The 23,744-nt window shown below is 66.0% G+C and carries 22 protein-coding genes; 18 read left to right on the forward strand and 4 right to left on the reverse strand.

From position 1 onward, the window contains the following. Window positions 1-41: 41 nt before the first annotated feature. The 4 genes from OJF58_RS22420 (at window position 42) to OJF58_RS22435 (ending at window position 4,134) form a co-directional block, all read left to right on the forward strand. Window positions 42-998, forward strand: coding sequence for a dihydrodipicolinate synthase family protein (locus OJF58_RS22420; protein ID WP_300780020.1), 957 nt, complete (start codon window positions 42-44; stop codon window positions 996-998). Between the two features lie 7 nt (window positions 999-1,005). After that, complete coding sequence (gene hydA / locus OJF58_RS22425; protein ID WP_300780022.1) at window positions 1,006-2,475, forward strand: dihydropyrimidinase; 1,470 nt, start codon at window positions 1,006-1,008, stop codon at window positions 2,473-2,475. A 71-nt stretch (window positions 2,476-2,546) separates the two neighbouring features. Then, complete coding sequence (locus OJF58_RS22430) at window positions 2,547-3,497, forward strand: N-carbamoyl-D-amino-acid hydrolase (protein ID WP_300780023.1); 951 nt, start codon at window positions 2,547-2,549, stop codon at window positions 3,495-3,497. A 10-nt stretch (window positions 3,498-3,507) separates the two neighbouring features. Continuing rightward, entirely contained in the window at window positions 3,508-4,134 is a 627-nt protein-coding gene (locus tag OJF58_RS22435) for a flavin reductase family protein (protein ID WP_300780025.1), read from the forward strand. Window positions 4,135-4,322: 188 nt separating this feature from the next. Here OJF58_RS22435 and OJF58_RS22440 read toward each other — a convergent pair whose 3' ends face one another. Beyond that, window positions 4,323-4,991 carry an aspartate/glutamate racemase family protein gene (locus tag OJF58_RS22440; protein ID WP_300780028.1) on the reverse strand — a complete coding sequence of 223 codons (669 nt, stop codon included), beginning with the start codon at window positions 4,989-4,991 and terminating at the stop codon, window positions 4,323-4,325. Between the two features lie 82 nt (window positions 4,992-5,073). On the opposite strand from OJF58_RS22440, the gene OJF58_RS22445 reads away from it, so the two are divergent. From OJF58_RS22445 to OJF58_RS22475, 7 genes are all read left to right on the forward strand, one after another. Then, complete coding sequence (locus OJF58_RS22445; RefSeq protein WP_300780029.1) at window positions 5,074-5,931, forward strand: transporter substrate-binding domain-containing protein; 858 nt, start codon at window positions 5,074-5,076, stop codon at window positions 5,929-5,931. Window positions 5,932-6,173: 242 nt separating this feature from the next. Beyond that, on the forward strand, window positions 6,174-6,908 hold the full coding sequence (locus tag OJF58_RS22450; RefSeq protein ID WP_300780030.1) for an amino acid ABC transporter ATP-binding protein: 735 nt from the start codon (window positions 6,174-6,176) through the stop codon (window positions 6,906-6,908). A 48-nt stretch (window positions 6,909-6,956) separates the two neighbouring features. Further along, complete coding sequence (locus OJF58_RS22455; protein ID WP_300780031.1) at window positions 6,957-7,637, forward strand: amino acid ABC transporter permease; 681 nt, start codon at window positions 6,957-6,959, stop codon at window positions 7,635-7,637. Beyond that, window positions 7,625-8,299 (forward strand): amino acid ABC transporter permease, encoded by a 675-nt coding sequence (locus OJF58_RS22460; RefSeq protein WP_300780032.1) that lies wholly within the window; start codon window positions 7,625-7,627, stop codon window positions 8,297-8,299. Before OJF58_RS22455 ends, OJF58_RS22460 begins: the two co-directional genes overlap by 13 nt. 142 nt (window positions 8,300-8,441) lie before the next feature. Beyond that, window positions 8,442-8,858 carry a response regulator gene (locus OJF58_RS22465; protein WP_300780033.1) on the forward strand — a complete coding sequence of 139 codons (417 nt, stop codon included), beginning with the start codon at window positions 8,442-8,444 and terminating at the stop codon, window positions 8,856-8,858. A 204-nt stretch (window positions 8,859-9,062) separates the two neighbouring features. Continuing rightward, entirely contained in the window at window positions 9,063-9,275 is a 213-nt protein-coding gene (locus OJF58_RS22470; protein ID WP_300780034.1) for a cold-shock protein, read from the forward strand. Window positions 9,276-9,598: 323 nt separating this feature from the next. Further along, complete coding sequence (locus tag OJF58_RS22475; protein WP_300785366.1) at window positions 9,599-11,149, forward strand: AMP-binding protein; 1,551 nt, start codon at window positions 9,599-9,601, stop codon at window positions 11,147-11,149. Window positions 11,150-11,249: 100 nt separating this feature from the next. Here the strand turns inward: OJF58_RS22475 and OJF58_RS22480 are convergent, their stop codons facing one another. Beyond that, complete coding sequence (locus tag OJF58_RS22480) at window positions 11,250-12,857, reverse strand: phosphoenolpyruvate carboxykinase (RefSeq protein ID WP_300780036.1); 1,608 nt, start codon at window positions 12,855-12,857, stop codon at window positions 11,250-11,252. Between the two features lie 316 nt (window positions 12,858-13,173). On the opposite strand from OJF58_RS22480, the gene OJF58_RS22485 reads away from it, so the two are divergent. Next, on the forward strand, window positions 13,174-13,623 hold the full coding sequence (locus OJF58_RS22485) for a cupin domain-containing protein (protein WP_300780038.1): 450 nt from the start codon (window positions 13,174-13,176) through the stop codon (window positions 13,621-13,623). Between the two features lie 179 nt (window positions 13,624-13,802). Next, window positions 13,803-14,897 (forward strand): LLM class flavin-dependent oxidoreductase, encoded by a 1,095-nt coding sequence (locus OJF58_RS22490; RefSeq protein WP_300780040.1) that lies wholly within the window; start codon window positions 13,803-13,805, stop codon window positions 14,895-14,897. Window positions 14,898-15,103: 206 nt separating this feature from the next. Here the strand turns inward: OJF58_RS22490 and OJF58_RS22495 are convergent, their stop codons facing one another. After that, window positions 15,104-16,150, reverse strand: coding sequence for an IS630 family transposase (locus tag OJF58_RS22495; RefSeq protein WP_300780041.1), 1,047 nt, complete (start codon window positions 16,148-16,150; stop codon window positions 15,104-15,106). Window positions 16,151-16,243: 93 nt separating this feature from the next. Here OJF58_RS22495 and OJF58_RS22500 point away from each other — a divergent pair, with 93 nt between their 5' ends. Then, window positions 16,244-16,669: a YeeE/YedE family protein gene (locus OJF58_RS22500; protein WP_300780042.1), complete on the forward strand. Its 426-nt coding sequence runs from the start codon at window positions 16,244-16,246 to the stop codon at window positions 16,667-16,669. 3 nt (window positions 16,670-16,672) lie between these two features. After that, a complete protein-coding gene (locus OJF58_RS22505; RefSeq protein WP_300780043.1) occupies window positions 16,673-17,140 on the forward strand; it encodes a YeeE/YedE family protein in 468 nt (155 codons plus the stop codon). A gap of 10 nt (window positions 17,141-17,150) precedes the next feature. On the opposite strand, the gene OJF58_RS22510 is transcribed toward OJF58_RS22505, so the two are convergent. Then, window positions 17,151-17,477: an antibiotic biosynthesis monooxygenase family protein gene (locus OJF58_RS22510; RefSeq protein WP_300780044.1), complete on the reverse strand. Its 327-nt coding sequence runs from the start codon at window positions 17,475-17,477 to the stop codon at window positions 17,151-17,153. A gap of 200 nt (window positions 17,478-17,677) precedes the next feature. On the opposite strand from OJF58_RS22510, the gene OJF58_RS22515 reads away from it, so the two are divergent. The 3 genes from OJF58_RS22515 to OJF58_RS22530 are packed head-to-tail and all read left to right on the forward strand — an operon-like array spanning window position 17,678 to window position 23,615. After that, on the forward strand, window positions 17,678-22,084 hold the full coding sequence (locus tag OJF58_RS22515) for a GAF domain-containing protein (RefSeq protein WP_366526794.1): 4,407 nt from the start codon (window positions 17,678-17,680) through the stop codon (window positions 22,082-22,084). Continuing rightward, the gene (locus tag OJF58_RS22525; protein WP_300780046.1) at window positions 22,081-22,470 is read left to right on the forward strand and encodes a response regulator; all 390 of its coding nucleotides are present in this window, start codon (window positions 22,081-22,083) and stop codon (window positions 22,468-22,470) included. The genes OJF58_RS22515 and OJF58_RS22525 overlap by 4 nt, the downstream gene beginning before the upstream one ends. 11 nt (window positions 22,471-22,481) lie before the next feature. Then, entirely contained in the window at window positions 22,482-23,615 is a 1,134-nt protein-coding gene (locus OJF58_RS22530) for an adenylate/guanylate cyclase domain-containing protein (RefSeq protein WP_300780047.1), read from the forward strand. Window positions 23,616-23,744 lie beyond the last annotated feature (129 nt).

Genomic DNA, 23,744 nt, shown 5'->3' on the forward strand with positions numbered 1-23,744 from the left:
CGGTCCTTACCCTTCGCGAGCGAGACTGGCATGATCGGCCCATGACCGCAAAACTCACCGAAGCCGCCAGGGGCGTCTACATCATCGCCGCCACGCCGTTCACCGATGACGGCGCGCTCGATCTCCAGAGCGTCGACACGCTGACCGATTTCTATCTGGGCTGCGGCGTCCATGGATTCACGTTGCTTGGCATGATGGGCGAGGCGCACAAGCTCACCGCCGAGGAGTCGATCGACGTGGTGAAGCGCGTGATCGGACGTGCCGGCGGGCGGCAGGTCATCGTCGGCGTGAGCCACGCCGGCATCGAGAACGTGCGTCGCCTCGCGCACGAGGTGATGATCGCCGGCGCGGCCGGTGTCATGGTCGCGCCGCCGCCCGGGCTGAAGGGCGACGACGGGATCTACAACTACTATGCCCAGGTATTCGCCGCGCTGGGATCGGACGTTCCGGTCGTCTACCAGGACTACCCGCAGGCGACCGGCGTCTACCTGCCGGCGCCGGTATTCGAACGCCTGGTCGACGATTTCAGGCAGCTCGTGATGCTGAAGCACGAGGATGCGCCGGGCCTCGCCAAGCTTTCGCGCATCCGCGAGGGCGAGAAGAAGCCGGGCCGGCGGCGGGTCTCGATCCTGGTCGGCAACGGCGGCCTCTATTATCCGCAGGAATTGCGGCGCGGCGCCGATGGCGCCATGACGGGCTTCGCGTGGCCGGAGATGCTGGTCGAGGTCTACGATCTCTTCGCGGCCGGCAAGGCCGAGGAGGCGGAGGATCTGTTCGACATCTACCTGCCGCTGGTGCGGCACGAGGTGCAGCCGGGGATCGGCCTCGGCTTGCGCAAGGAGGTGCTGTTCCGCCGCGGCGCCATCGCGAGTCCGAAGCAACGCGCGCCCGGCTCGTCGCTGACGGCCGCGGACCGTACCGAGCTCGACTCCCTGATTGCACGACTGGAGCGGCGGCTCGTGGCGGCCGGGCGCGGGCGCAAGGCGGCAGCGGAGTAGCACGAGAATGTCCGACTACGACCTGATCGTCCGCAACGCCCGCATCGTCACCGAGGATCGCCAGACGGAGGGGGATATCGCCGTCAAGGACGGCCGCATCGCCGCCATCGAGTCCGACCTCGGGGGAAAGGGCTCTCGCGAGATCGATGCCGGCGGGAAGTTCGTGCTGCCGGGCGGCGTCGACAGCCACGTCCATGTCGAGCAGAGGTCGGGCTTCGGCATTATGTGCGCCGACGATTTCTACTCCGGCACCGTCTCGGCGGCATTTGGCGGCACCACGACCATCATCCCCTTCGCGGCCCAGCATCGCGGCATGTCGCTGCGCAAGGTCGTGCAGGACTACCATGAGGCGGCGACTCCCAAGGCGGTGATCGATTACGCCTTCCACCTGATCGTGTCCGATCCGACGCCACAGGCATTGGGCCAGGAGCTGCCGGCGCTGATCAAGGACGGCTATACGTCGTTCAAGATCTACATGACCTACGATGCGCTGAAGCTCAGCGACTACCAGATCCTCGACATCCTGGCGCTGGCTCGCCGCGAGGGCGCACTGGTGATGGTGCATGCCGAGAACCACGACATGATCCAGTGGTTGGCGCATCATCTGGTCGATCAGGGGCATGTGGCGCCCAAGTTCCACGCCATCGCCCACGCCCGCATCGCCGAGGCGGAGGCGACGAACCGTGCCATCTCGCTGGCGCGGCTGGTCGATGCGCCGATGCTGATCGTGCACATGTCCGAGGCCGAGGCGATCGAGACGCTGCGCCAGGCGCAGAAGAAGGGGCTGAAGATCTTCGGCGAGACCTGCCCGCAGTATATCGGCCTCACGGCCGACGACCTCGACAAGCCCGGCGTCGAGGGCGCGATGTGGTGCTGCAGCCCGCCGCCGCGTGATTCGGCGGCGCAGGAGGCGGTGTGGGCGGCGCTGAAGGACGGCACGCTGCACACCTTCTCGTCCGATCACGCGCCCTACCAGTTCAACGAGAAGGGCAAGATCCCCAAGGGGGACAAGACGACCTTCAAGGAGATGGCCAACGGCGTGCCGGGGCTCGAGATCCGCCTGCCGCTTCTCTTCTCCGAAGGTGTCCAGAAGGGACGCATCAGCCTGCAGCAATTCGTGGCGCTCACATCAACCAACCATGCGCGCCTTTACGGCCTTTATCCGCGCAAGGGCACGATCGCCGTGGGCTCGGACGCCGATTTCGTGATCTGGGATGCCAACAGGGACGTCACGATCCGCTGGCAGGACCTGCACGACAATGTCGGCTACACGCCCTACGAAGGCCGCCAGATCAAGGGCTGGCCGGTCACGGTCGTGAGCCGAGGCCGCGTGATCGTCGAGGACGGCAAGCTCCATGCCGAACGCGGCTCGGGCCAGTTCCTGCCCTGTGCCTCGCCCGATTCGTCGAAGCCGCTCGGCCGGTCGGCGCCGGAGTTGCAGGCGATGTCCCGCTTCGGCGCAAAGCCGTTGTTCTAGCGGACCGCGCGCTTCCAGCCCGCTCACGAGCGCGCAGGATGCGCGCGGTCCCATGATATGAGGTGAAACAAATGTCCCGTCGTCTGAAAGTGTCCGCCGCCCAGCTCGGGCCCATCCATCGCGCCGACAGTCGCAAGAGCGTCGTCAGGCGGCTGGTGGAGATGCTGAAGGAGGCCGATTCGCGCGGCTCGAAGTTCGTGGTGTTCCCCGAGCTCGCCCTCACCACCTTCTTCCCGCGCTGGTGGATGGAGGACCAGGCCGAGGCCGACAGGTATTTCGAGGCGCAGATGCCGAGCCCCGAGACGCTGCCGCTGTTCGAGCTGGCGCGATCCAGGGGCATCGGCTTCTATCTGGGCTATGCCGAGCTGACCGAGGAGGAAGGCAAGACGCGCCGCTTCAACACCTCGATCCTGGTCGGGCCGGACGGGCGCATCGTCGGCAAATACCGCAAGGTTCACCTGCCGGGACATGCCGAGCATCGGCCGGCGGCGCCGTACCAGCATCTCGAGAAGAAGTACTTCGAGGTCGGCGACCTGGGCTTCAATGTCTGGAAGATGTTCAAGGACGATATCATCGTCGGCCAATGTATCTGCAACGACAGACGCTGGCCGGAGACCTTCCGGGTCATGGGCCTGAAGGGCGCCGAGATGGTGGTGCTGGGCTACAACACCCCGACCGACAATGTCTATGCGCCGCACGAGCCGCCATACTTGCGGGTGTTCCACCACAATCTCTCGATCCAGGCCGCCGCCTACCAGAACGGCATCTGGGTGGTGGCCACAGCCAAGGCCGGCAAGGAAGACGGTTTCTGGCTGCATGGCGGGTCGGCGATCGTCGCGCCGACGGGGGAGATCGTGGCCAAGAGCACGACCGAGGAGGACGAGGTGATCTCGTACGATTGCGATATGGGCCTCGGCGAGTATATCCGCAACACCACGTTCAACTTCGCCAAGCACCGGCGGCCCGAGCACTACAAGCTGATCTCGGAGCGCACGGGCGTGAAGGTCGAGCCGGCGAACTGAGGCTCGATCGATGCAGTATGCCGCTTCCGACGTGACGCCCCACGAGCGCTACAAGCTCCTGACCGCGTTCGTGCTGCCGCGCCCGATCGCCTGGGTGACGACCGTCGGCCCGACCGGCGTCGTGAACGCGGCGCCCTTCAGTTTCTTCAATGTCTTCGCCGAGGATCCACCGCTCTGCATGGTGGCGATCAACAAGCGGCCGGACGGGCGCATCAAGGACACCTGGACCAACATCGAGCGGTCCGGCGAGTTCGTGGTCAACCTCACCGACGAGCCGCTGGCGCGCAAGATGCACGACTCGAGCGGCGACTTCCCGCCCGAGATCGGCGAGCCGGCCTATCTGGGGCTGACGCTGGCGCCATCGGTCGATGTCGCCCCGCCGCGGCTCGCCGATGCGCCGTGGTCGATGGAGTGCAAGGTCTGGCAGACGATCAACGTCAAGGACGACCGCCAGCTCGTGATCGGCGAGGGCCTGCGGTTCCATATCCGCGACGAGCTCTGGGATCCCAAGGCGATGCGCGTCTATATGGACAGGTATCACCCCGTCGGCCGCATGTTCGCCGACCGCTACTGCCGCACCGACGACCGCCTGGAGTTCCCCGCGGCGCCTGTCGTGAAGGCCAAGGCGGCGGAGTAAGTATCCTATCGCCTTGGCCCTCGTTGTCGTCCTGAGCATGGCGAAGGACCTCATGGCGTTGGCAACCGGCGATGAGATCCTTCGCTGCGCTCAGAAAGACAGCTACTGCTGCATCAAATCTTTCCACTCCGGATTTGTCGCCCGGACCAGCTCGTTCTTGCGAATACGCTTCGCTCAGGACGACACGACTACCAGTTCAACCGCGTCCGGCCGATCGCCATCGAGACGGCGGCCTGGCTGGGTTCGACGACGGGCAGGCCGACATGGCGCTGCAGGCGGTCGCGGTGGCGGGCCATGCCGGCGCAGCCCATGATCAGCACGTCGGCGCCGTCCTCGTCGCGCAGCTCGGCGGCGACCTCGGCCATGCGGCTGAAGGTGCGGGCCTCGTCGGCGAGCTCGACGACGCCCAAGCCGATGGCGCGGTCGCCCGCCATGCGGTCGGTGAGGCCCATCTGCCCGACGTAGCGCAGGTGACGGGGAATCGACTTGCGCAGGATGGAGATCACACCGAAGCGCTGGCCGAGCGTCAGCGCGGTCAGGATGCCGCATTCGGCGATGCCCAGCACCGGCTTCGAGGTCACCTCCCGCGCGGCATGCAGGCCGGGGTCGGAATAGCAGGCGATCACGAAGGCCGAGCAGTCGTTGTCGCGGCCTCGCACCGCAGCCGCGATCGGCGCCACGACGCTTTCGACATGGGCCTGCGTCTCGATGCCCGGCGGGCCTTCCTTCAGGGTCACGCATTCGATCGCAGGGCCGCCCGTGATGCGCAACGGCTCCATCGCCTTGTCGATGCCGGCGGTGACGGCTTCGGTGGAATTGGGATTGATCACGAGGATGCGGTCGCTGGGCTGGGGCATGCGACAAACATGGCCTCCAAATTGCTATCCAACAATGGCTGTTCTAACGTCCCGGCCTGGGGATTTCAGGAAGGGAGATCGCATGTCGAACCGTGGATGGGCCGCCGCCGTGGCCGTCTTTTTCATGACCGCGGGCGCGCTGGCGCCGGCCAGCGCGCAGGACAAGCTGCCGCCGCTCAGGACCGGCGTCGACGGCACATTCGCGCCGCACGCCTTTCCCAAGCTGGGCGGGGGCATCCAGGGCTTCAATGTCGACCTCTTCACCGAAATCGCCAAGCGGATGCATCGCGACATCACCATCGATTCGGTGAGCTTCTCGACGCTTATCCCCGGCATGGAGGCCGGCCGCTACGACTTCATCGCGGCGCCGACGACGGTCACCAAGGAGCGGGCCGAGAAGATGCTGTTCACGGCGGGCTACATCTGGACGGCCTACCAGTTCGGCATCAAGAAGGGCAGCGCCCCGATCAAGGGCTGGCAGGACCTGAAGGGCAAGGCGGTCGCCGTGAACAAGGGCACGCCCTACGAGACGCTCAGCAAGAAGATGGCCCAGGAGATCGGCTTCGAGGTGCAGGCCTACGACACGCAGCCCGACGCCAGCCAGGCCGTCCTGTCGGGCCGCGCCTACGCCACGCTCGGCGGCAACACCACCATCGTCTACGCCGCCTCGAAGAACCCGATGTTCGTGGCCGACCTCGAGCTCAAGGACACCCGCGCCCACTGGGCCGCGCCCGTGCCGTTGAGCAATCCCAAGCTCCGGGCGCAGCTCCAGGATGCGATCGACTGCATGAAGAAGGACGGTTCGCTGGTGAAGCTTTCCGAGAAGTGGTTCGGCCGCGTGCCGCCACCCGATGCGCTGGAGCGCACGATCACGCCGGGCTACGGCGTGCCGGGCATGCCGCACTACGACCCGACGCCGCATGAACTCCACTGTGGCTGAGCAGGGGAGGCACCCCACCAAAGCGCAGCGGCAGACCCTGCGTGAAGTGGCGCCAGCGCCACTGGCATTCGTCATCAGCGAAGGCAGCTTCTCGGGATGAAACAGGAAGATTGCGCCACTGGAGTGGCGCGCTCCCTCGAGCGCTCATCGGAGTGCGCAACGCCAGTTGCGCTCATGCGACGTGGAAACACGAGAACAACGTCATCGAAGCGACGGCTGTTTCTTGTCGGCGGCGCGCTCCGATGAACATCGTCGTCGCTCATGGCATTCACAAGCATTTCGGCCATCTCCACGTCCTGAAGGGCGTCGATCTGGAGGTGGCCGAACGCGAGCTGGTGTTCGTCATCGGGCCCTCGGGCTCGGGCAAGTCGACGCTGCTGCGCTGCCTCAATCGCCTCGAGGAGCCCAGCGCCGGCAGCATCATGGTGGCGGGAATCGACATGCTCGATCCGCGCACCGACATCAACCATGCCCGCCAGCACATCGGCATGGTGTTCCAGTCCTTCAATCTCTATCCGCACATGACGGCGCTGGGGAACGTGACGCTCGCCCTGCGCAAGGTGGCGGGAAAATCGCGCGCCGAGGCGGACAAGCTGGGGCAGGCGGCGCTGGAGCGCGTGGGCCTCGCCGACCGCGCCAGCCATCGTCCGGCCGAGCTGTCGGGCGGCCAGCAGCAGCGCGTCGCCATCGCCCGCGCCATCGCGCTCGAGCCCAGGGTGATGCTGTTCGACGAGCCTACGAGCGCGCTCGACCCGGAGCTGGTGGGCTCGGTGCTGGCGGTCATGCGTTCGTTGCGCGAATCGGGCATGACCATGATCGTGGTCAGCCACGAGATGGGTTTTGCGCGCGCGGCCGCCGACCGGGTCGTCTTCATGGACCACGGGCTGATCGTGGAGCAGGGGCCGCCGGCGCAGATTTTCGAGACGCCGGCGCACGAGCGCACCAGGGCCTTCATCGGCCAGATCCGGCAGCATTGAGCAGGCGATGGAAGTGATATCCGATACCTGCCGCGCGATTGGCCGGCCATGAGCGCCTGGGATCACTTCCTCAAGACCTTCTTCAATGCGGAGGTCATGGCGAAGTACCTGCCGGACATCCTGCACGGCACGGTGGTCACGATCGAGCTCGCGGCGCTGATCGTCGTCAGCGGGATCGGCGCCGGGCTGCTGCTGGCGCTGATCCGCAGCCTCGCCATCCGGCCGCTCAACTGGCTGATCATCTTCGTGGTCGATCTCTTCCGCTCGCTGCCGCCGCTGGTGATCATCGTCCTGGTCTATTTCGGCCTGCCTTCGGCGGGCATCTCCGCCTCGGCCTTCGTCTCGACCTGGCTGTCGCTGGCGCTGGTGCTGATGGCCTTCGCCGAGGAGATCTTCTGGGCCGGGATCACCTCGGTCGCCAAGGGGCAGTGGGAGGCCGCCCGCTCGACCGGTCTCTCGTTCGGCCAGACCCTGCTGTCCGTGGTGCTGCCGCAAGCCCTGCGGCTCACGGTGGCGCCGCTCACCAACCGCACCATCGCCATCACCAAGGGAACGGCGCTCGGCACGGTCGTCGCCCTGCACGAGATCCTGGGCATGGCGAGCTCGGCGGTATCGAACTCCTACAATCCCTCGCCGCTGATGATGGGCGCCGCCGCCTACCTCGTGCTCTTCCTGCCGGTCGTGGTGCTGGCGCGCTGGATCGAGACCCGGTTCGCATGGAAGAGATAGTCCAGTCCTTCTTCAACGCGGAGATCGCCCGGGCGGCCATGCCGATCGTGCTGGCGGGCCTCCTGAACACGGTGCTGCTGTCGCTGCTGGTCGTGCCGCTCGGCCTGATCGGCGGGTTGATCCTGGCGCTGCTCGGCCAGGCGAAAAGCCCGGCGGCGCGCTGGCCGCTGATGGCCTGGGTGGACTTCTTCCGCGCTTTCCCGCCGCTCGTCCTGCTGATCCTGCTGTTCGCCGGCCTGCCGTTTGCGGGCCTCGAGCTGGGCGGCTTCGCCTGCGTCGCCATCGCCTTCTTCCTGAACACCGGCGCCTACTACGGCGAGATCCTGCGCGCCGGCATCGAATCCATCCCGCGCAGCCAGGTGGAGGCCGCCCGTTCGACCGGCCTGTCGAGCCTGCAGACCATGACCTGGGTCGTCCTGCCCCAGGCGGTGCGCAACGTCCTGCCCGACCTCCTGTCGAACACGCTGGAGGTGGTGAAGCTCACCTCGCTCGGCAGCGTGGTGGCGGTACCCGAACTCCTGTTCCAGGCGCGGCAGGCCCAGAGCGTCACCTTCAATCCAACGCCCATCGTGATGGCGGCGGTGATCTATTTCCTGATCCTGTGGCCCGTCGTGCGACTGCTGAGCCGGCTCGAGAACCGGGCGCTGGCGGTCAGAGGATAGAGGATCGGGCAAATGGACCGATGGGCCGCGTGGCCGAGGGCTCCAATGCACGACCGTGAGTCAAGTCCGCCCTAATTTGATCACAGCTTATGCACCGACCCCTCGACTATGGTGCGGCCCGCAAGGCGAAGCAGGTCCCCCGGTGGTTGCAGGATCGAAAATCCTCGTTGTCGAAGACAATTACCTGCTGGCCGAGGTCGTCTGCGATTTCGTCATCGATTGCGGCATGCAGCCGGTTGGACCGGCATCCGGGCTGGAGACAGGCCTTGTCTATGCCCGGCAGGCGTCGATCGACGGGGCCATTCTCGACGTCAACCTGGACGACCGGTTCTGCTTTCCGATCTGCGCCGTGCTGACCGAGCGAAAGATCCCCTTCGCCTTCCTGACCGGCTACAGCCAGTTGTCGATCGTGCCGCAGGCCTACCGGTCGGCGCCCCTGGTCGCCAAGCCGTTCGATCCCGACGAGTTGCGCGGCGTCATCGAAGGCATGTTGGGCGGCCGGCCGGACGGGCCGCTTGCGCGCGCCACCTCGACAGCGAAATTGCCGGCCTATTCCTGAAGGCGGCGGCGGAATGTCGGCGCTTGAAACGGCGCGCGACGATGTCCATATAGGCGACGTCGATAGACGGACGATTTTTGGCGACGCCCGATGCGGTCGGGAGAGCGCCATCGACTGATCCCGAACACCAGTGCGCATTCGACAGCCGTCCCTGCCGCGAGGCAGGGCGGTCAGCATATCTACGTCGTGAAAGGCTATCTTCCCATGGCTACGGGAACTGTGAAGTGGTTCAACGCCACCAAGGGCTTCGGATTCATCCAGCCGGACAAGGGCGGCGCCGACGCCTTTGTCCATATCAGCGCGGTGGAACGCGCCGGGCTCGATGGTCTGCGTGAAGGCCAGAAGGTCGAGTACGAGCTCGTGCCCGACCGCCGCAGCGGCAAGACCGCGGCCGAAAATCTCAAGGCGATCGACTGACGATCGCTCCTTCCTTGTCGAGGTCGACCGCGGAGGTACCGGCGGCCGAACCAGGGAGGGCACCGCCCCGCGCCTCGACAAGAGGCGGCGGGGCTTTTTCTTGCGTTACGGCCAGCTGCTCTCGGCGTGCATGATATCGCCGAACAGTTCCCAGCTCTGGCCTCTGAAGCGCTGAAGCTGTGCGGCCTGCGTGGTCGAAGCCTGCCGGCCTCCGATATTCTTTCGACGATGAAGCATGCCGTTGTTGGGCGGCGTCGGCGCATGCTTGATTTGCGCAGCACGGCTGGGCCAACGTTGCGTCAACGAGACAGGAGGGAATGCCCATGTATTCGGGCCAGCACGCGGCCACGCGCGCCGGACAGGCGGCCGTCATCATGGCCGCGACCGGCGAGACCATCACCTACGGCGAGCTCGAAGCGCGCAGCAATCGGCTGGCCCACTTGCTGCGCAAGCGTGGCCTGCGACGCCTCGACCACTATTCGATCTACATGGAGAACAATGCCCGCTATGTCGAATGCTGCGCCGCCGGCGAACGGTCGGGCCACTATTACACCTGCGTGAACTCCTACCTCACCGTCGAGGAGCTGGCCTACATCCTGAACAACAGCGAATCGCGGGTGCTGATCACGTCGCAGGCCAAGCGCGAGGTGGCCCTGGCTGCCCTGCCGCTCTGCCCCAGGGTCGAGCTTTGCCTCGTGGTCGACGGCCCCGGCGAGGGCGACCGCATCCTCAACCTCGAGCAGGCGACCGCCGACCTGCCGGCGACGCCGATCGCCGACGAATCGCTGGGCACCGCGATGCTTTATTCATCGGGCACGACCGGCCGGCCCAAGGGCATCGTGCGGCCGCTGCCCGAGCAGCCGCCCGCCCAGCAGCTTCCGATCTTCACCTTCCTGGAGAAGCTCTGGCAGTACCGGCCGGACATGATCTACCTCTCGCCCGCGCCGCTCTACCACTCCGCGCCCCAGGCGGCGGTCAATCTCACCATCCGCATGGGCGGCACGGCCGTCATCATGGAGCGCTTCGACGCCGAGACCTATCTGCAGCTTGTCGAGAAGCACCGCGTCACCCATAGCCAGCTCGTGCCGACCATGTTCTCGCGCATGCTCAAGCTGCCCGAGGCGGCGCGCAAGCGCTACGATTTGTCATCGCTCGAGATCGCCATCCATGCGGCCGCGCCGTGCCCGGTGCAGGTCAAGGAGCAGATGATCGAATGGTGGGGGCCGATCATCCACGAATATTACGGCGCGACCGAAGGGCTGGGCTTCACTGCCTGCAATTCGCAGGAATGGCTGGCCCATCGCGGCACGGTCGGCCGCGTCCTGCTGGGTGAGCTGCATGTGCTCGACGACGACATGAACGAGCTGCCGGCCGGCACACCGGGCACGCTGTGGTTCAAGACCGCGACGCCCTTCGAGTATTTCAACGATCCGGCCAGGACCCGGGAGGCGCGCTCGTCCGACGGCACGATGAGCACGGTGGGCGACGTGGGCTATGTCGACAGCGACGGCTATCTCTATCTCACCGACCGCGCCACCTTCATGATCATCTCCGGCGGGGTGAACATCTACCCGCAGGAATGCGAGAACCTCCTGATCACCCATCCCAAGGTCGCCGACGCCGCCGTGTTCGGCGTGCCCAACGCCGATCTCGGCGAGGAGGTGAAGGCGGTGGTCCAGCTCATGCCCGACATTGCGCCCGGCCCCGCGATCGCCGAGGAGCTGATCGCCTTCTGCGGCCGGCACCTCGCGCGTCAGAAGGTGCCGCGCTCGATCGACTTCGAGCCCGAGCTGCCACGTCTGCCGACCGGCAAGCTCTACAAGCGACTGCTGCGCGACCGCTACTGGGGCAACAAGACCAGCCGGATCGTCTGACCCCTCCGGCCCTTCGGGCCACCTCCCATATGAATGGGGAGGCAAAGACTCTCCTCCCCACGCCGTGGCGAGGTATCGGCGTCTTACGCCGACGGAGGGGTCAGGCCGCGGCGCGGATGGCGGCCTGCTTCACCTTGCCGTCGACATGGCCTTCGAACTGCTCGAAGTTCTTCTCGAAGCGCTGCGCTACGTCGCGCGCGGCGGTCTCGTAGGCCTTCTTGTCCTTCCACGTGTTGCACGGATTGAGGACGTCGCGGGGCACGTCGGGGCAGGCGCTCGGCACCTGCAGGCCGAAGTGCGGATCGGGCGACGACGCGACCGAGGCCAGCGTGCCATCGAGCGCCGCGCGCACCATGGCGCGCGTGTGGCGGATCGACATGCGCTCGCCGACGCCGAAGCCGCCGCCCGACCAGCCGGTGTTGACCAGCCAGCACTTCACGTTCTGGCGCGCCATCTTCTCGCCCAGCATCTTGGCATAGACTGTCGGATGCAGCGGCATGAAGGGGGCGCCGAAGCACGTGGAGAAGGTGGCCTGCGGCTCGGTGACGCCTTTCTCGGTCCCGGCCACGCGCGAGGTGTAGCCAGAGAGGAAATGGTACATCGCCTGCTCGGGGCTGAGCCGCGAGATCGGCGGCAGCACGCCGAACGCATCGGCCGTCAGCATGATGATGTTCTCGGGCGTGCCGGTGATGCCCGAGGCGCTGGCGTTGGGGATGAAGTCGAGCGGATAGCAGGCGCGGGTGTTCTCGGTATGGCGCCCGTCGTCGAGATCGAGCGCGCCGCTGGACGGATCGTGCACGACGTTCTCCAGCACCGTGCCGAAGCGTTCGGTGGTGGCGTAGATCTCGGGTTCGGCCTCGCGCGAGAGCTTGATCACCTTGGCGTAGCAGCCGCCCTCGAAATTGAAGAGGCTGTCCTCGCCCCAGCCATGCTCGTCGTCGCCCAGCAGGGTGCGCGCCGGATCGGCCGAGAGCGTCGTCTTGCCGGTGCCGCTGAGGCCAAAGAAGATCGCGACATCGCCCTTCGGCCCAAAATTGGCCGAGGCGTGCATGGGCAGCACGTTCTTCGTCGGCAGCAGGTAGTTCAGGATGGTGAACACCGACTTCTTGATCTCGCCGGCGTACCAGGTGCCGCAGATGGCGACGACGCGGTCGGTGAAGTTCACGAGCACGGCGCAATCCGACGCCGTGCCGTCGAGCGCCGGCTCGGCCTGGAAGCCGGGCAGGTTCAGGACAGTGAAGTCGGGCTCGAAGTCGGCCAGCTCTTCCGGCGTGGGGCGCAGGAACATGTTGCGCGCGAACAGATTGTGCCAGGCCGTCTCGTTGATCACGCGCACGCCGATGCGGTGCTGGGGATCGGCGCCGGCCCAGCAATCGCGCACGAACAGCTCGCGGCGCTGGGCGTAGGCCGTCATGCGGTTGTAGAGCGCGCGGTAGCGCTCGGGCGACATGGGCTTGTTGGTCTTGCCCCAGTCGATGCGGCCCTTGGTCTCCGAATCCTCGACGAAGAACTTGTCGTTGGGCGAGCGGCCGGTATGCACGCCGGTGCGCACCACCAGCGCGCCGCCGTTGGCGATCGATCCCTCGCGCCGTCGCACCGCCTCCTCGTAGAGCGCAGGCACGGACAGGTTCCAGTGAACGTTGGCCAGGTTTTTCAGGCCCAACGACTTGAGCCCCACTTTGGGGATGACGAAGCCCGTCTGCTGCACTTTCAGCTCCCTGTGTCTCGTTTCATGAAGCGGATTCACATGGTCCGGTGCGGACCGGTCCGATTGCCCGAGCGTTCCTTGCCCTGTCGCGTGGCTCCCTTCGCTAGCGCTGGCGTCGGGATGTGGCAAGAGCGGATGAGGGGCAGTCCGGCGTTCAAGTCAGTCACGTTTCGCGATCCGGCGCGGCACGCCGCGGACCGCCAATGTCGGAGGCCGCTCGGTCGGCGGCAAGGCAACAAGGCGTGATCAATTTGGGGCGGCGCGCTGCGCGTCGATTTGCACTACCATTGTGCAATCGACCGAAAGGGAGGGAATCATGGCATTGCCGCAGGATATTCGCCCGGTGAACAGCGAGCTCGCCGACTCGATCACGCGTTCGGGCGAGATTCCGTGGATCGAGACGAAGCCCGGACAGGCCTGGACCAAGGTTCTATGGGTCGGCCAGGAGTCGGGCCGCTGGGCCGTGCTGCTGAAGTGGAAGAAGGGCTATGTTGCACCGCCGCACAAGCATCTGAGCGCCGCCTTCGCCTTCGTGCTCTCGGGCAAGCTCAAGGTACGCAACAACGTCTACGGGCCGGGCAACTTCCTGCACGAGACGAACGGCATGGTGCACGGCGCGACAGAAGCACTGGAGGACGCCGAGTATCTCTTCTTCTGCGACGGACCGGTGCTGTTCTTCGACAAGGACAACTTCACCGGCTATCGCGGCTGGGAGCAGGTCCTGCAGATGCAGCGGCAGGCCGAGGCAAAACAGGCGGCGGAATAGCTTCAAGGTCATAGGGACCGCGCGCATCTTGCGCGCTCATGAGCGAGCCGGAGGCTCGCGGTCCGGAAGAGCTGTGTCCAGCACAAGCCGATCAGCGAAAGAGCGTCGCCTTGCAGCGATCATGCTTCCGTGAAAGCATTTCCACGGCGAAAGGGTAGAACGCGAGCGCGGAGGGTCCGATGGATGTCGGCATGATGATGATCTTCTCGACCTACGGCTGGCAGGACTGCGCCGACGATCGCGCCTGGAACGAGGACATCCGGCTCGCCCGCATCGCCGCCGATTCGGGCTTCGACTGCCTGTGGTCGGCCGAGCACCATTTCAACGACTATTCCTTCGTGCCCGACAATCTCGCGCTGATGGCGCATCTCACCGCGCTCTGTCCCGACATCGATGTCGGCACGGCGGCGGTGATCCTGCCCTGGCACGATCCGCTGCGCGTGGCCGAGAACGCCGCCGTGGTCGACCTGCTCAGCAAGGGCCGGCTGCGCTTCGGCATGGGGCGCGGGCTGGCGCGGCGCGAGTTCAACGCCTTCCGCGTCAACATGGACGAGTCGCGTGCCCGCTTCGACGAGGCGGCGCCGATGATCGTCGAGGCGCTGCGCACCGGTTTCATCGAGGGCAACGGCAAGTTCTACAAGCAGCCGCGCACGGAGATCCGCCCGCGGCCGAAATACTCCTTCGAGGGCCGCATTTATGCCGTGGCCTCGAGCGAGGATTCCGTCGACTCGGCCGCCAGGCTCGGCGCGCACCAGGTGATGTTCGCCGACCGGCCGTGGGACATGCGCCTGCCGGTGATCGAGCGCGGGCGCGAGCTGCACCGCAAGTATCACGGCACCGAGCCGCCGCACCTCATGCTGACCGAGTTCTGCGTCTGCGGCACGGACCTCGCCAAGACCGAGCAGGAGGCGCGCCAGTACCAGGGCAAGTTCGTGGAGAGCAACTTCTACCACTACGAGTTCCTGGGCGAGCACTTCAAGACGGTGAAGGGCTACGACGCCTACCAGCAGAAGGCCGAGATCGCCCGCAAGGGCGGCTTGGAGGGCGCGGTGGCGGGCTTCATGAAGGCGGCGAGCTGGGGCACGCCCGACAAGATCCTGCGCGGGCTGGAGGAGCGCCGCAAACTGCTGGGCGACTTCGAGCTCAATGTCGCCTTCCGCTTCGGCGGCACGCCCTACGAGGTCTCCGAGCGCGGGCTGAAGCTCTTCGCCAAAGAGGTGCTGCCGGTGCTGAAGTCTTGGGCCGCGAAGGCGACGGCCAAGGCGGCGGAATAGGGGTGATTCGATAGGGATTATCCCCCGGCCCAACGCGTCCGTGTCATCCCGAACGGAGTGAGGGATCTTTGGTTGGCGAGAGGAAAGATCCCTCGCTGCGCTCAGGACGACACCGTTTCTTGCAACCGGCCTTTTTCGCGATAGGTGATAGCCCACCCCCAAGCGGAAGAGGCTAGTACCGAGAATCATAAGTCCGAGAAACGGGACTAGAGAGGCTTGTGATGAACGACGGCCTTGGTCCAGACGAAGGGGACGGCGCGAGCGTTGTAGGCGTCGACAAATGCATCGATGTGGTCCCTGAGCTGTTGGATGTCGGTGAAGGAGGCGCCGGCGAGCGAGTTTCTCTGGAGAATGGAGAACCAGATTTCGATCTGGTTGAGCCAGGAACTGTAGGTCGGCGTGAAGTGAAGACGGACATTGGGATGTCGGGCCAGCCAGCGATCGCGCTTGGGCTTGTGGGTCGACAGATTATCAAGGATGACGTGGATCTGCTTGTCGGGATAGTCGGCGACGATGCTGTTCATGAAATCGAGGAACTCGACGCGGCGACGCCGCTTGTAGTGAGCGGCGGTTACCTGGCCGGTGGCAAGCTCGAGCGCGGCAAACAGCGTCGAGGTGCCGTGGCGCTTGTAGTCGTGGCTGTGCCCGCCAAGGGCTCGCCCGCCAGGCAGCTTCAGATAGCCCTGCGCCCGCTCCAGCGCCTGGATATGCGGCTTCTCGTCGACGGCCAGTACGATGGCATCCTGCGGCGGGTCGAGGTAGAGGCCAACGATCTCGGCGGCCTTGGCGACAAAGTCGGGATCGTCGGTCTGACACCACGACTTGCGCGCGGCCAGGTCGATCTTGTTGGCGCGCAGGAAGCGCCAGATGTATTGGTCCGACACGTCCCCCAGCTCGCGCGACAGCAGCGGAGCCGTCCAGCGGCCGTAACCTGCCGGCGGCGGCTGATCGAGCCGCGCCAGAATGCGCTTGTCGGTATCGGCGTCGTAGCGCGGTGCCGCGCCGGGGCGCGGCAGGTCGCGCAGGCCCGCCAGCCGCTCGCGCGCAAAGCGTGTGCGCCAGCGGCTCACCCGCCCCGGCCAGCTCGCCAGTTCGGTGGCAATCGAGCGTGTCGAGCGGCCCTCCGCCGCCAACAGCACGATACGTGCCCGCTCGACGATCCCGTGCTCGGTCTTCGGAGAGCGGATCATGGCTTCAAGCGCAGACCGTTCCTGGTCCGACAGCACGATCGGCGTCGCTTCCTCGATGTTCATTCCACCCTTGAATCACGACTCCGCCTCCAGCGATAGTCGGTACTAGGTGAGGGGGCGGTCTTCCGGTACGCTCGAAACCGGGAGGGAAGCGCCATGGCTCCATTCGATCCGCTGTCGGCGTTGCTGGGCGGCGTGCTGATCGGCGTCGCGTCGGTGTTGCTGATGGTCTTGAACGGCCGCATCGCCGGCATCAGCGGCATCGTCGGCGGCCTTCTGGCGCCGGGCACCGCCGACAAGGGTTGGCGCATCGCGTTCGTCGTCGGCCTGATCGCGGCGCCGCTTCTGTTCGCCCTGGCCGGCCTCTCGCCGGCCGTGCCCGATATGCCGGCGAGCTGGCTGCTGATCGTCGCTGCCGGCCTGCTGGTGGGCTTCGGCACCAGGCTCGGCAGCGGCTGCACGTCCGGCCACGGCGTCTGCGGGATCGCGCGCTTCTCGCCGCGTTCGCTGGTGGCGACGGCGATCTTCATGGCCGTGGCGGTGGCGACCGTGGCGGTCGTGCGTCACGTCCTCGGAGGCTGAGCCATGAACATCGTCGCCAGCCTCGTCTGCGGCCTGATCTTCGGCGCCGGCCTCCTGATTTCCGGCATGACCCAGCCGGCCAAGGTCCTGGGCTTCCTCGACATCCTGGGCCGCTGGGACCCGACGCTCGCCTTCGTCATGGCGGGCGCGCTCGCGGTCTCCGCGGCGGGCTTCGCGCTCGCCCGGCGGGCCAGCGCGCCGTTCTTCGCCGCACGTCACCAATGGCCAACGCGCAAGGACATCGATCGGCCGCTGGTCGTGGGCTCGGTGCTGTTCGGCCTCGGCTGGGGGCTCGTCGGCCTGTGCCCCGGGCCGGCCGTGGTCAATATCGCAAGCCTCTCGCCGCGCGTGCTTCTGTTCGTGCTAGCGATGGTGGGCGGCATGGCCTTGCAGGGCTGGTGGCGCTCGCGCGCCGAGCGCACGCAGCCGCGCTCCGGGCAGCAGCCCGCGCTCGCTCCCTCCGACGGCTGACGCCGGCTTCCTAACGCTTGCCGTCCACGATCTCGCAGACCTCGTAGAGGTGCGGATCGATGTCGTCGGTCGTGCGGCCGAAGCGATCCCACTCGCGGCGGAACTGCGGCGACTTGTGCGCCGCCTGCAACTGCTCGCGGCTGCTCCACTGGACGTAGTTCACGATCCGCCGCCCGTCGAGGCTGCGATGGAGGCTGATCGACACGAACCCAGGCTGGCTCGCCATGAAGCGGGCGCGCTCGGTCATCACCGACAGCGCCTCCGCCTGCTTGTCCGGCTCCGCCTCGACGATGGTGATCTGGGTGACGGGCTGATTGTCGGTTCGGATCTGTGGCATGGGCGACCTCGCTTGCTGGCAACGGATCGGGCTATTCCGAGTAACCGAGGCGGCGAGTCTATGGTTCCACGATCTGGTCGGCAAATGCGAGCGCGTCCCTGCTAGAACCTATACCTGATCGTAGAGGTAGGAATGCGCAGGGACAGCACTCGCCCGCTGGGTTCGCAGGGTTCGCCTTCCATGCGGGCTTGACCCGGGGTATGGTCCGCGCCGTGGCTGGGCACCTTGGGGGCGGGAATATGCCTGCCGATGCCGCAACCTCTTCACAGAGCGTATCCGACCTCCAGCGGCGCATTGACGAGCTGAGCGCTGAACTGCGTGCGCGCACAGTCGAGCGCGACGAGGCACGGCAGCGTGAGGACGCTGTCGCCGAGATTTTGCAGGTCATCAACGCTTCGCCCGGTACGCTCGAACCGGTGTTCGAAGCCATGCTGGAAAAGGCCATGACCCTGTGCGGTGCGGCCTTCGGCTTCCTCACGACCTACGACGGGCAGCGCTTCACCCCGGCCGCCGCGCGAGGCGTTCCTGCCGCCCTGGCAGAATACTTCGCGGCCGGCATGGACGACCCGCGCAAGGGCGACGCGCACGCCCGTCTGCTGGAAGGAGAAGAGCTGATCCACACCTTGGATCAGATGGATGAAGAGGTCTACCGATCCGGCTCGCCATTGCGCCGCGCCGTGGTCGATCTCGGTGGCGCACGCACGGCCCTTGTCGTCGCCCTGCGCAAGGAAGGCGTTCTGCGCGGGAGCCTGACGGTCTATCGCCAGGAAGTGCGCGCGTTCTCCGACTACGAAGTCGCACTGGTGCAGAGCTTTGCAACGCAGGCGGTGATCGCCATCGAGAATGCAAGGCTGATGAACGAGCTGCGCGAAAGCGAATCGCGTCATGCTCTCGTGAGCGAGGCTGTGGCCGAGGGAATCTACGAGTGGAACGTCGAAACGAACGCCCTTTGGGTGTCACAACGCCTGATCGAGATTTTCGGGTTTCAAGGCCGCGAGCTGAAGGCGGCGAACTGGAACGAACTGGTCCATCCCGAGGACTTCGCGGGCTACAGGAACGCCTTGCGGAACTGCTTCAAGGGAACCACCCGACGGCTGGACTGCGAGTATCGGGTAAGGCACGCGGACGGCGCTTACCGCTGGGTCGAAGATCGCGCCGTGTCCGTCCGGAACGCGGCCGGACGAGCGGTTCGGCTTATCGGCGCAGTGACCGACGTGACGGCCCGCAAGGAAAACGAGCGCGCGCTGCGTGACGCGCTGGAGCGGCAGACAGCGACCGCGGCGGTGCTCCGAATCATCTCGGAATCGCCTGGACGTCTGGAGCCTGTGTTCGAAGCAGTGCTGACCAATGCCGTACGCATTTCCGGAGGAACGTTCGGAATGCTGGCGCTGATGGACGGCGCGGGCTTCGAGGGGGTCGCAACCTATGCCGTGGGTGCGGAATACAGCACAACGCTCTCGCGGATTCACGATCCGCCGCCAGGGACTGGCCTGGATCAGATGCGACGGACCTTGGGGACCGTCGAGGTGCCGGATTGCGCCGCCGAGCCGGCCTACGACACCGTCCGCGGTCTGAATCCCGCCTTCGCAGCCGTACGCACGGCCCTGCATATCCCGATGCTGAAGGATAGGGAATTGCTCGGCGCAATTCTCATCTATCGGAACAAGGTCGAGCCGTTCCAGCCGGACGAAGTCGAGCTCGTCGAAAATTTTGCCAGGCAGGCGGTAATCGCGATCGAGAATGCAAGGCTGCTCACCGAGCAGCGCGAGGCGCTGGAGCAGCAAACCGCGACGGCCGAGGTGCTGCAGGTCATCAACGCCTCGCCCGGCAATCTCGCGCCGGTCTTCGACGCGATGCTGGAAAGGGCGACGCGGCTTTGCGAGGCCGGATTTGGCGTCCTTTGGCTTTACGATGGCAAGCAATTCTCCGTGGTCGCCACGCACGCCATACCGGACGCGCTTGCCGAGTTTGTCCGCGAGCCGGTGCCAGTCGAGACTTCGGCGAGTCTCCAGGAGCTCGTGAGCGGCGGCAGCGTCGTTCACATACCGGATTTGGCCGCAACGGAGCTGTATCGCGCCAACAACCGCGTGCGGAGTGCCTATGTCCGGCTGGGCGGCGCGCGCACTCTCCTGAATGTAGCGCTGCGCAAGGACAACATTCTGCTCGGCGCTTTCGGCGTGTATCGCCCGGAAGTACGGCCCTTCTCGGACAAGCAGATCGCGTTGGTGCAGAACTTTGCCGTCCAGGCGGTGATTGCGATCGAGAACGCGCGGTTGCTCGACGAGCTGCGCCAGCGCCAAGCCGAGCTTGCGCGTTCGGTCGACGAACTCACCGCCACCGGCGACGTGCTGAAAGTCATCAGCCGCTCGTCAGTCGACCTCAAGACGGTGCTCGAGACGCTGGTCGAGCGCGTGGCGCGACTCTGTCAGGCCGACCAGGCCTACATGTTCCGCCGCCAGGATGAGCTGCATCATCTGGTAGCGGCCTACGGCGTGTCGCCGGAGGGCGAGGAATACATTCGCACCCATCCCTTCCTGCCCGAGCGCGGCACGACGAGTGGCCGTGCGGCGTTGGAGCGCCGGCCGGTCCACATCGAGGACGTCTGCAGCGATCCCGAATACACGTACAACGAGGGCCAGCGGATCGCGGGCTTCCGCACCATGCTCGGCATCCCGCTGCTGCGCGAAGACACGCTGGTCGGCGTGTTCGTGCTCGGCCGCACCCGGGTGGCGCCGTATACGTCCAAGGAGATCGAGCTGGTAAGCAGCTTCGCCGACCAGGCAGTCATCGCTATCGAGAACGCGCGGCTGTTCGACGAGCTGCGCGAGCGCACCGACGATCTGCAGGAGTCGCTCGAGTACCAGACCGCCACCAGCGAGCTGCTGGAGGTCATCAGCCGCTCGGCCTCGGACATCCAGCCGGTGTTCGAGACGATGCTGTCGGCGGCAAAGAAACTGTGCGATGTCGAAAATGGCGGCATCGCGATACGCGAGGGCGATGTCTTCCGCTACGCCATTACTCGGCAAAGCGTTCCGGAGATGGATGCCATCCTGCTTGCGCGGACCTTCACGATCGACCGTACCACCCTTATCGGCCGCACCGCCCTCGAGCGGAAGGCCGTTCATATCGCGGATGTCGGACAAGATGCCGAATACGCGATGACCGAGACGGTGACTGTCGGCCGCGTTGGCAGCATGCTCGGCGTGCCGCTGATGCAAAACGAGCAGGTCATCGGCGTGATCGTCATCACGCGACAGAAGGTCGAGCCCTTCACGGATCGGCAGATCGCACTGATCAGGACCTTTGCCGACCAGGCGGTGATCGCCATGGAGAATGCGCGCCTGTTGGGCGAGCTGACGCGGCGCGAGCAGGAGCTCAGCGTCACCTTCGACAACATGGGTGACGGCGTGGCGATGTTTGACGCCGATCTCAGGCTCGCCGCCTGGAACCGCAACTTCCAGCGCATCATCGGGCTTTCCGACGAGGAAGTGGCGGTGCGGCCCTCCTACGCCGAATACCTGCGGCTTCTCGCCGAGCGTGGCGAGTTCGGCACCGAGGACGTCGAGGCCGCGCTCGCAGCCCGCATGGAGAACACCGACAGGGAACTGCGGCTGGAGCGCACGCGGCCCGACGGCACGGTGATAGAGGCGCGGCGGAACGCCGTGCCGGGTGGCGGCTTCGTGCTGATCTACAGCGACGTGACCGAGCGCAAGCGCGCGGAGGAAAGGATCCGGGCCGCCCGCGACGTCGCAGAAGCCGCACTCGGAGACCTCAAGACGGCGCAGTCGAGTCTGATCCACGCGGAGAAGATGGCCTCGCTCGGCCAGCTCACCGCCGGCATCGCGCACGAGATCAAAAACCCGCTGAACTTCGTCAACAACTTCGCTGGCCTCTCCGTCGAGCTGCTGGATGAGCTCAAGGAGACGATGATGCCCATCCGCGAGTCGCTCGACGTCGGTCGACGCACCGAGATCGACGAGACGATCGAGCTCCTGAACACCAATCTCGACAAGATCGCGAGTCACGGCCGGCGCGCCGACGGCATCGTCCGCAGCATGCTGCTGCACTCCCGCGGGGGCAGCGGTGACCGCCAGAGCGTCGACATCAACGCTGTGCTCGAGGAGGCGCTCAACCTCGCCTATCACGGCGCGCGCGCGCAAAACCAGAGCTTCAATGTCACCCTCGACCGCGATCTGCAGCCCGACATTGTACCGATCGAGATCGTGCCCCAGGATGTGACGCGCGTATTCCTGAACCTGATCGGTAACGGCTTCTACGCCGTCGCGCGGCGGGCACACCTGGGTGGCGACGCTTCGTTCCGGCCCACACTCAAGGTGCGCACCAGGGATCTCGGTGTGGCGGTCGAGATCGCCATCCGCGACAACGGTACCGGCATCTCGCCGGAGCACCGGGCGCGGCTGTTCCAGCCCTTCTTCACCACCAAGCCGACCGGCGAGGGTACGGGCCTTGGCCTGTCGATCAGCTACGACATCGTCACCCAGCAGCACGGCGGGACGATCGAGGTCGAGAGCGCACCGGGCATGTTTACGGAGTTCACCGTTCGCTTGCCGCGGCGTGGGCCCACGACCGAGGGAAGACCGGCATGAGCGTCAGCATCCTGATCGTCGACGACGAGCCCGACGTTGCCGAATTGTTCCGCCAGCGCTTCCGCCGCGAGGTGCGCGAGGGCGTCTACGTCCTCCACTTCGCCGACTCCGGCGAGGCTGCGCTCGCCATGCTGGCCGATGGCATCCGGCCCAAGGTCATCGTCATCCTGTCCGACATCAACATGCCCGGCATGGATGGGCTGACGCTGCTGGGCGAAATCAAGAAGCGCTGGGCGGAGCTCGCAGTGATGATGGTGACGGCTTACAGCGATGACGAGCGTCGCCGCACGGCCGGTGAGCGCGGTGCCGCCGCCTTCATCGCCAAGCCCGTCGATTTCGACGTCCTGAAGCGCCAGCTCGCGCAACTGCCGGTTCCGGCGGCGTGACGGAGAGCTCGATGACGGGGCCTGCCAGAATCCTCGCCGTCGACGACGAAGCCGACTTCGAGCTGCTCGTGCGCCAGCAGTTCCGCCGTCAAATCCGCGCACAGGAGTACGCCTTCAGCTTCGCCCATCACGGCGAGGAAGCGCTCGCGGCGCTCGCGGCCGATCCGGCGATCGAGCTGATGCTGCTCGACATCAATATGCCAGTGATGGACGGCCTGACACTCCTGTCGGTGTTGCAGGAACGCCAGTCGCCGGTGCGGGCCGTGATCGTCTCGGCCTACGGTGACATGGCCAATATCCGAACCGCCATGAACCGCGGGGCCTTCGACTTTGTCACCAAGCCGGTCGATCTCAAGGACCTCGATATCACGATCAGGAAGACGCTGGGCGACATCGCGCGCGTACGCGAACTCGACCGCAAGCGGGCCGCGGCCGAGCGGGCTCGCGCCAATCTCGCACGCTATTTCTCGCCTAACCTCGTCGGCTTGCTGGCTGACCGCGACGAGCCGCTGGGGCCGGTGCGGCGCGAGACCGTGGCCGTCCTGTTCGTCGACATCGTGGGCTTCACGCGCATGGCGGAGAAAATGGAGCCGGAAGCTGTGGTTGCTCTGCTGCGCGATTTCCATGAGCGCATGGCTGCCGAGATCTTCGCCTGCGGCGGCACGATCGAGAAGTATATCGGCGACTCGATCTTCGCGGTTTTCGGCCTGCCAACCCCGGCGCCCGATGACGCGGCGCATGCCCTCCGCTGCGCCGGCCGCATGCTGGGCGCGCTGGAGGTATGGAATGCCCAGCGGACCGCACGCGGCGAGCCCGAGCTCGCGGTCGGGATCGGTGTCAACTACGGGCTGGCGGTGCTGGGTGATGTCGGCAGCGACCAAGGCCTGTCCTTCACCGTGATCGGCGACACCGTGAACACCGCGAACCGCCTTCAGGCGCTGACGCGCAGGCTGCAGACACCGCTGGTCGTCGCCGATGCAGTGGTCTCGAGCCTCGATGGAGCGCTGCCGACAGACCTGAAGGTCTTGCTCGGCCAGCTGCGTGACAAAGGGGAGGAGACCCTGCGAGGGCGCAGCGCAAGCGTCCGCATATGGGCTCTGGCTCCGTCTGCCGATCGAATTTCGGCAGTGTCATCGATCGCATAGTTCGGGGATGTGTGCCTGCGGGAAAGTCTTGACCGCAAGCATACTATGAATGACGACGTTGCCACAGGAATTGTGGCGGCGCTGCGCGCAAGCGCAAGGCGACGGCCTGGGAGGGAAGGGCGGATGAGG

The organism is Enhydrobacter sp., from assembly GCF_030246845.1.
Lineage (GTDB): Bacteria > Pseudomonadota > Alphaproteobacteria > Reyranellales > Reyranellaceae > Reyranella.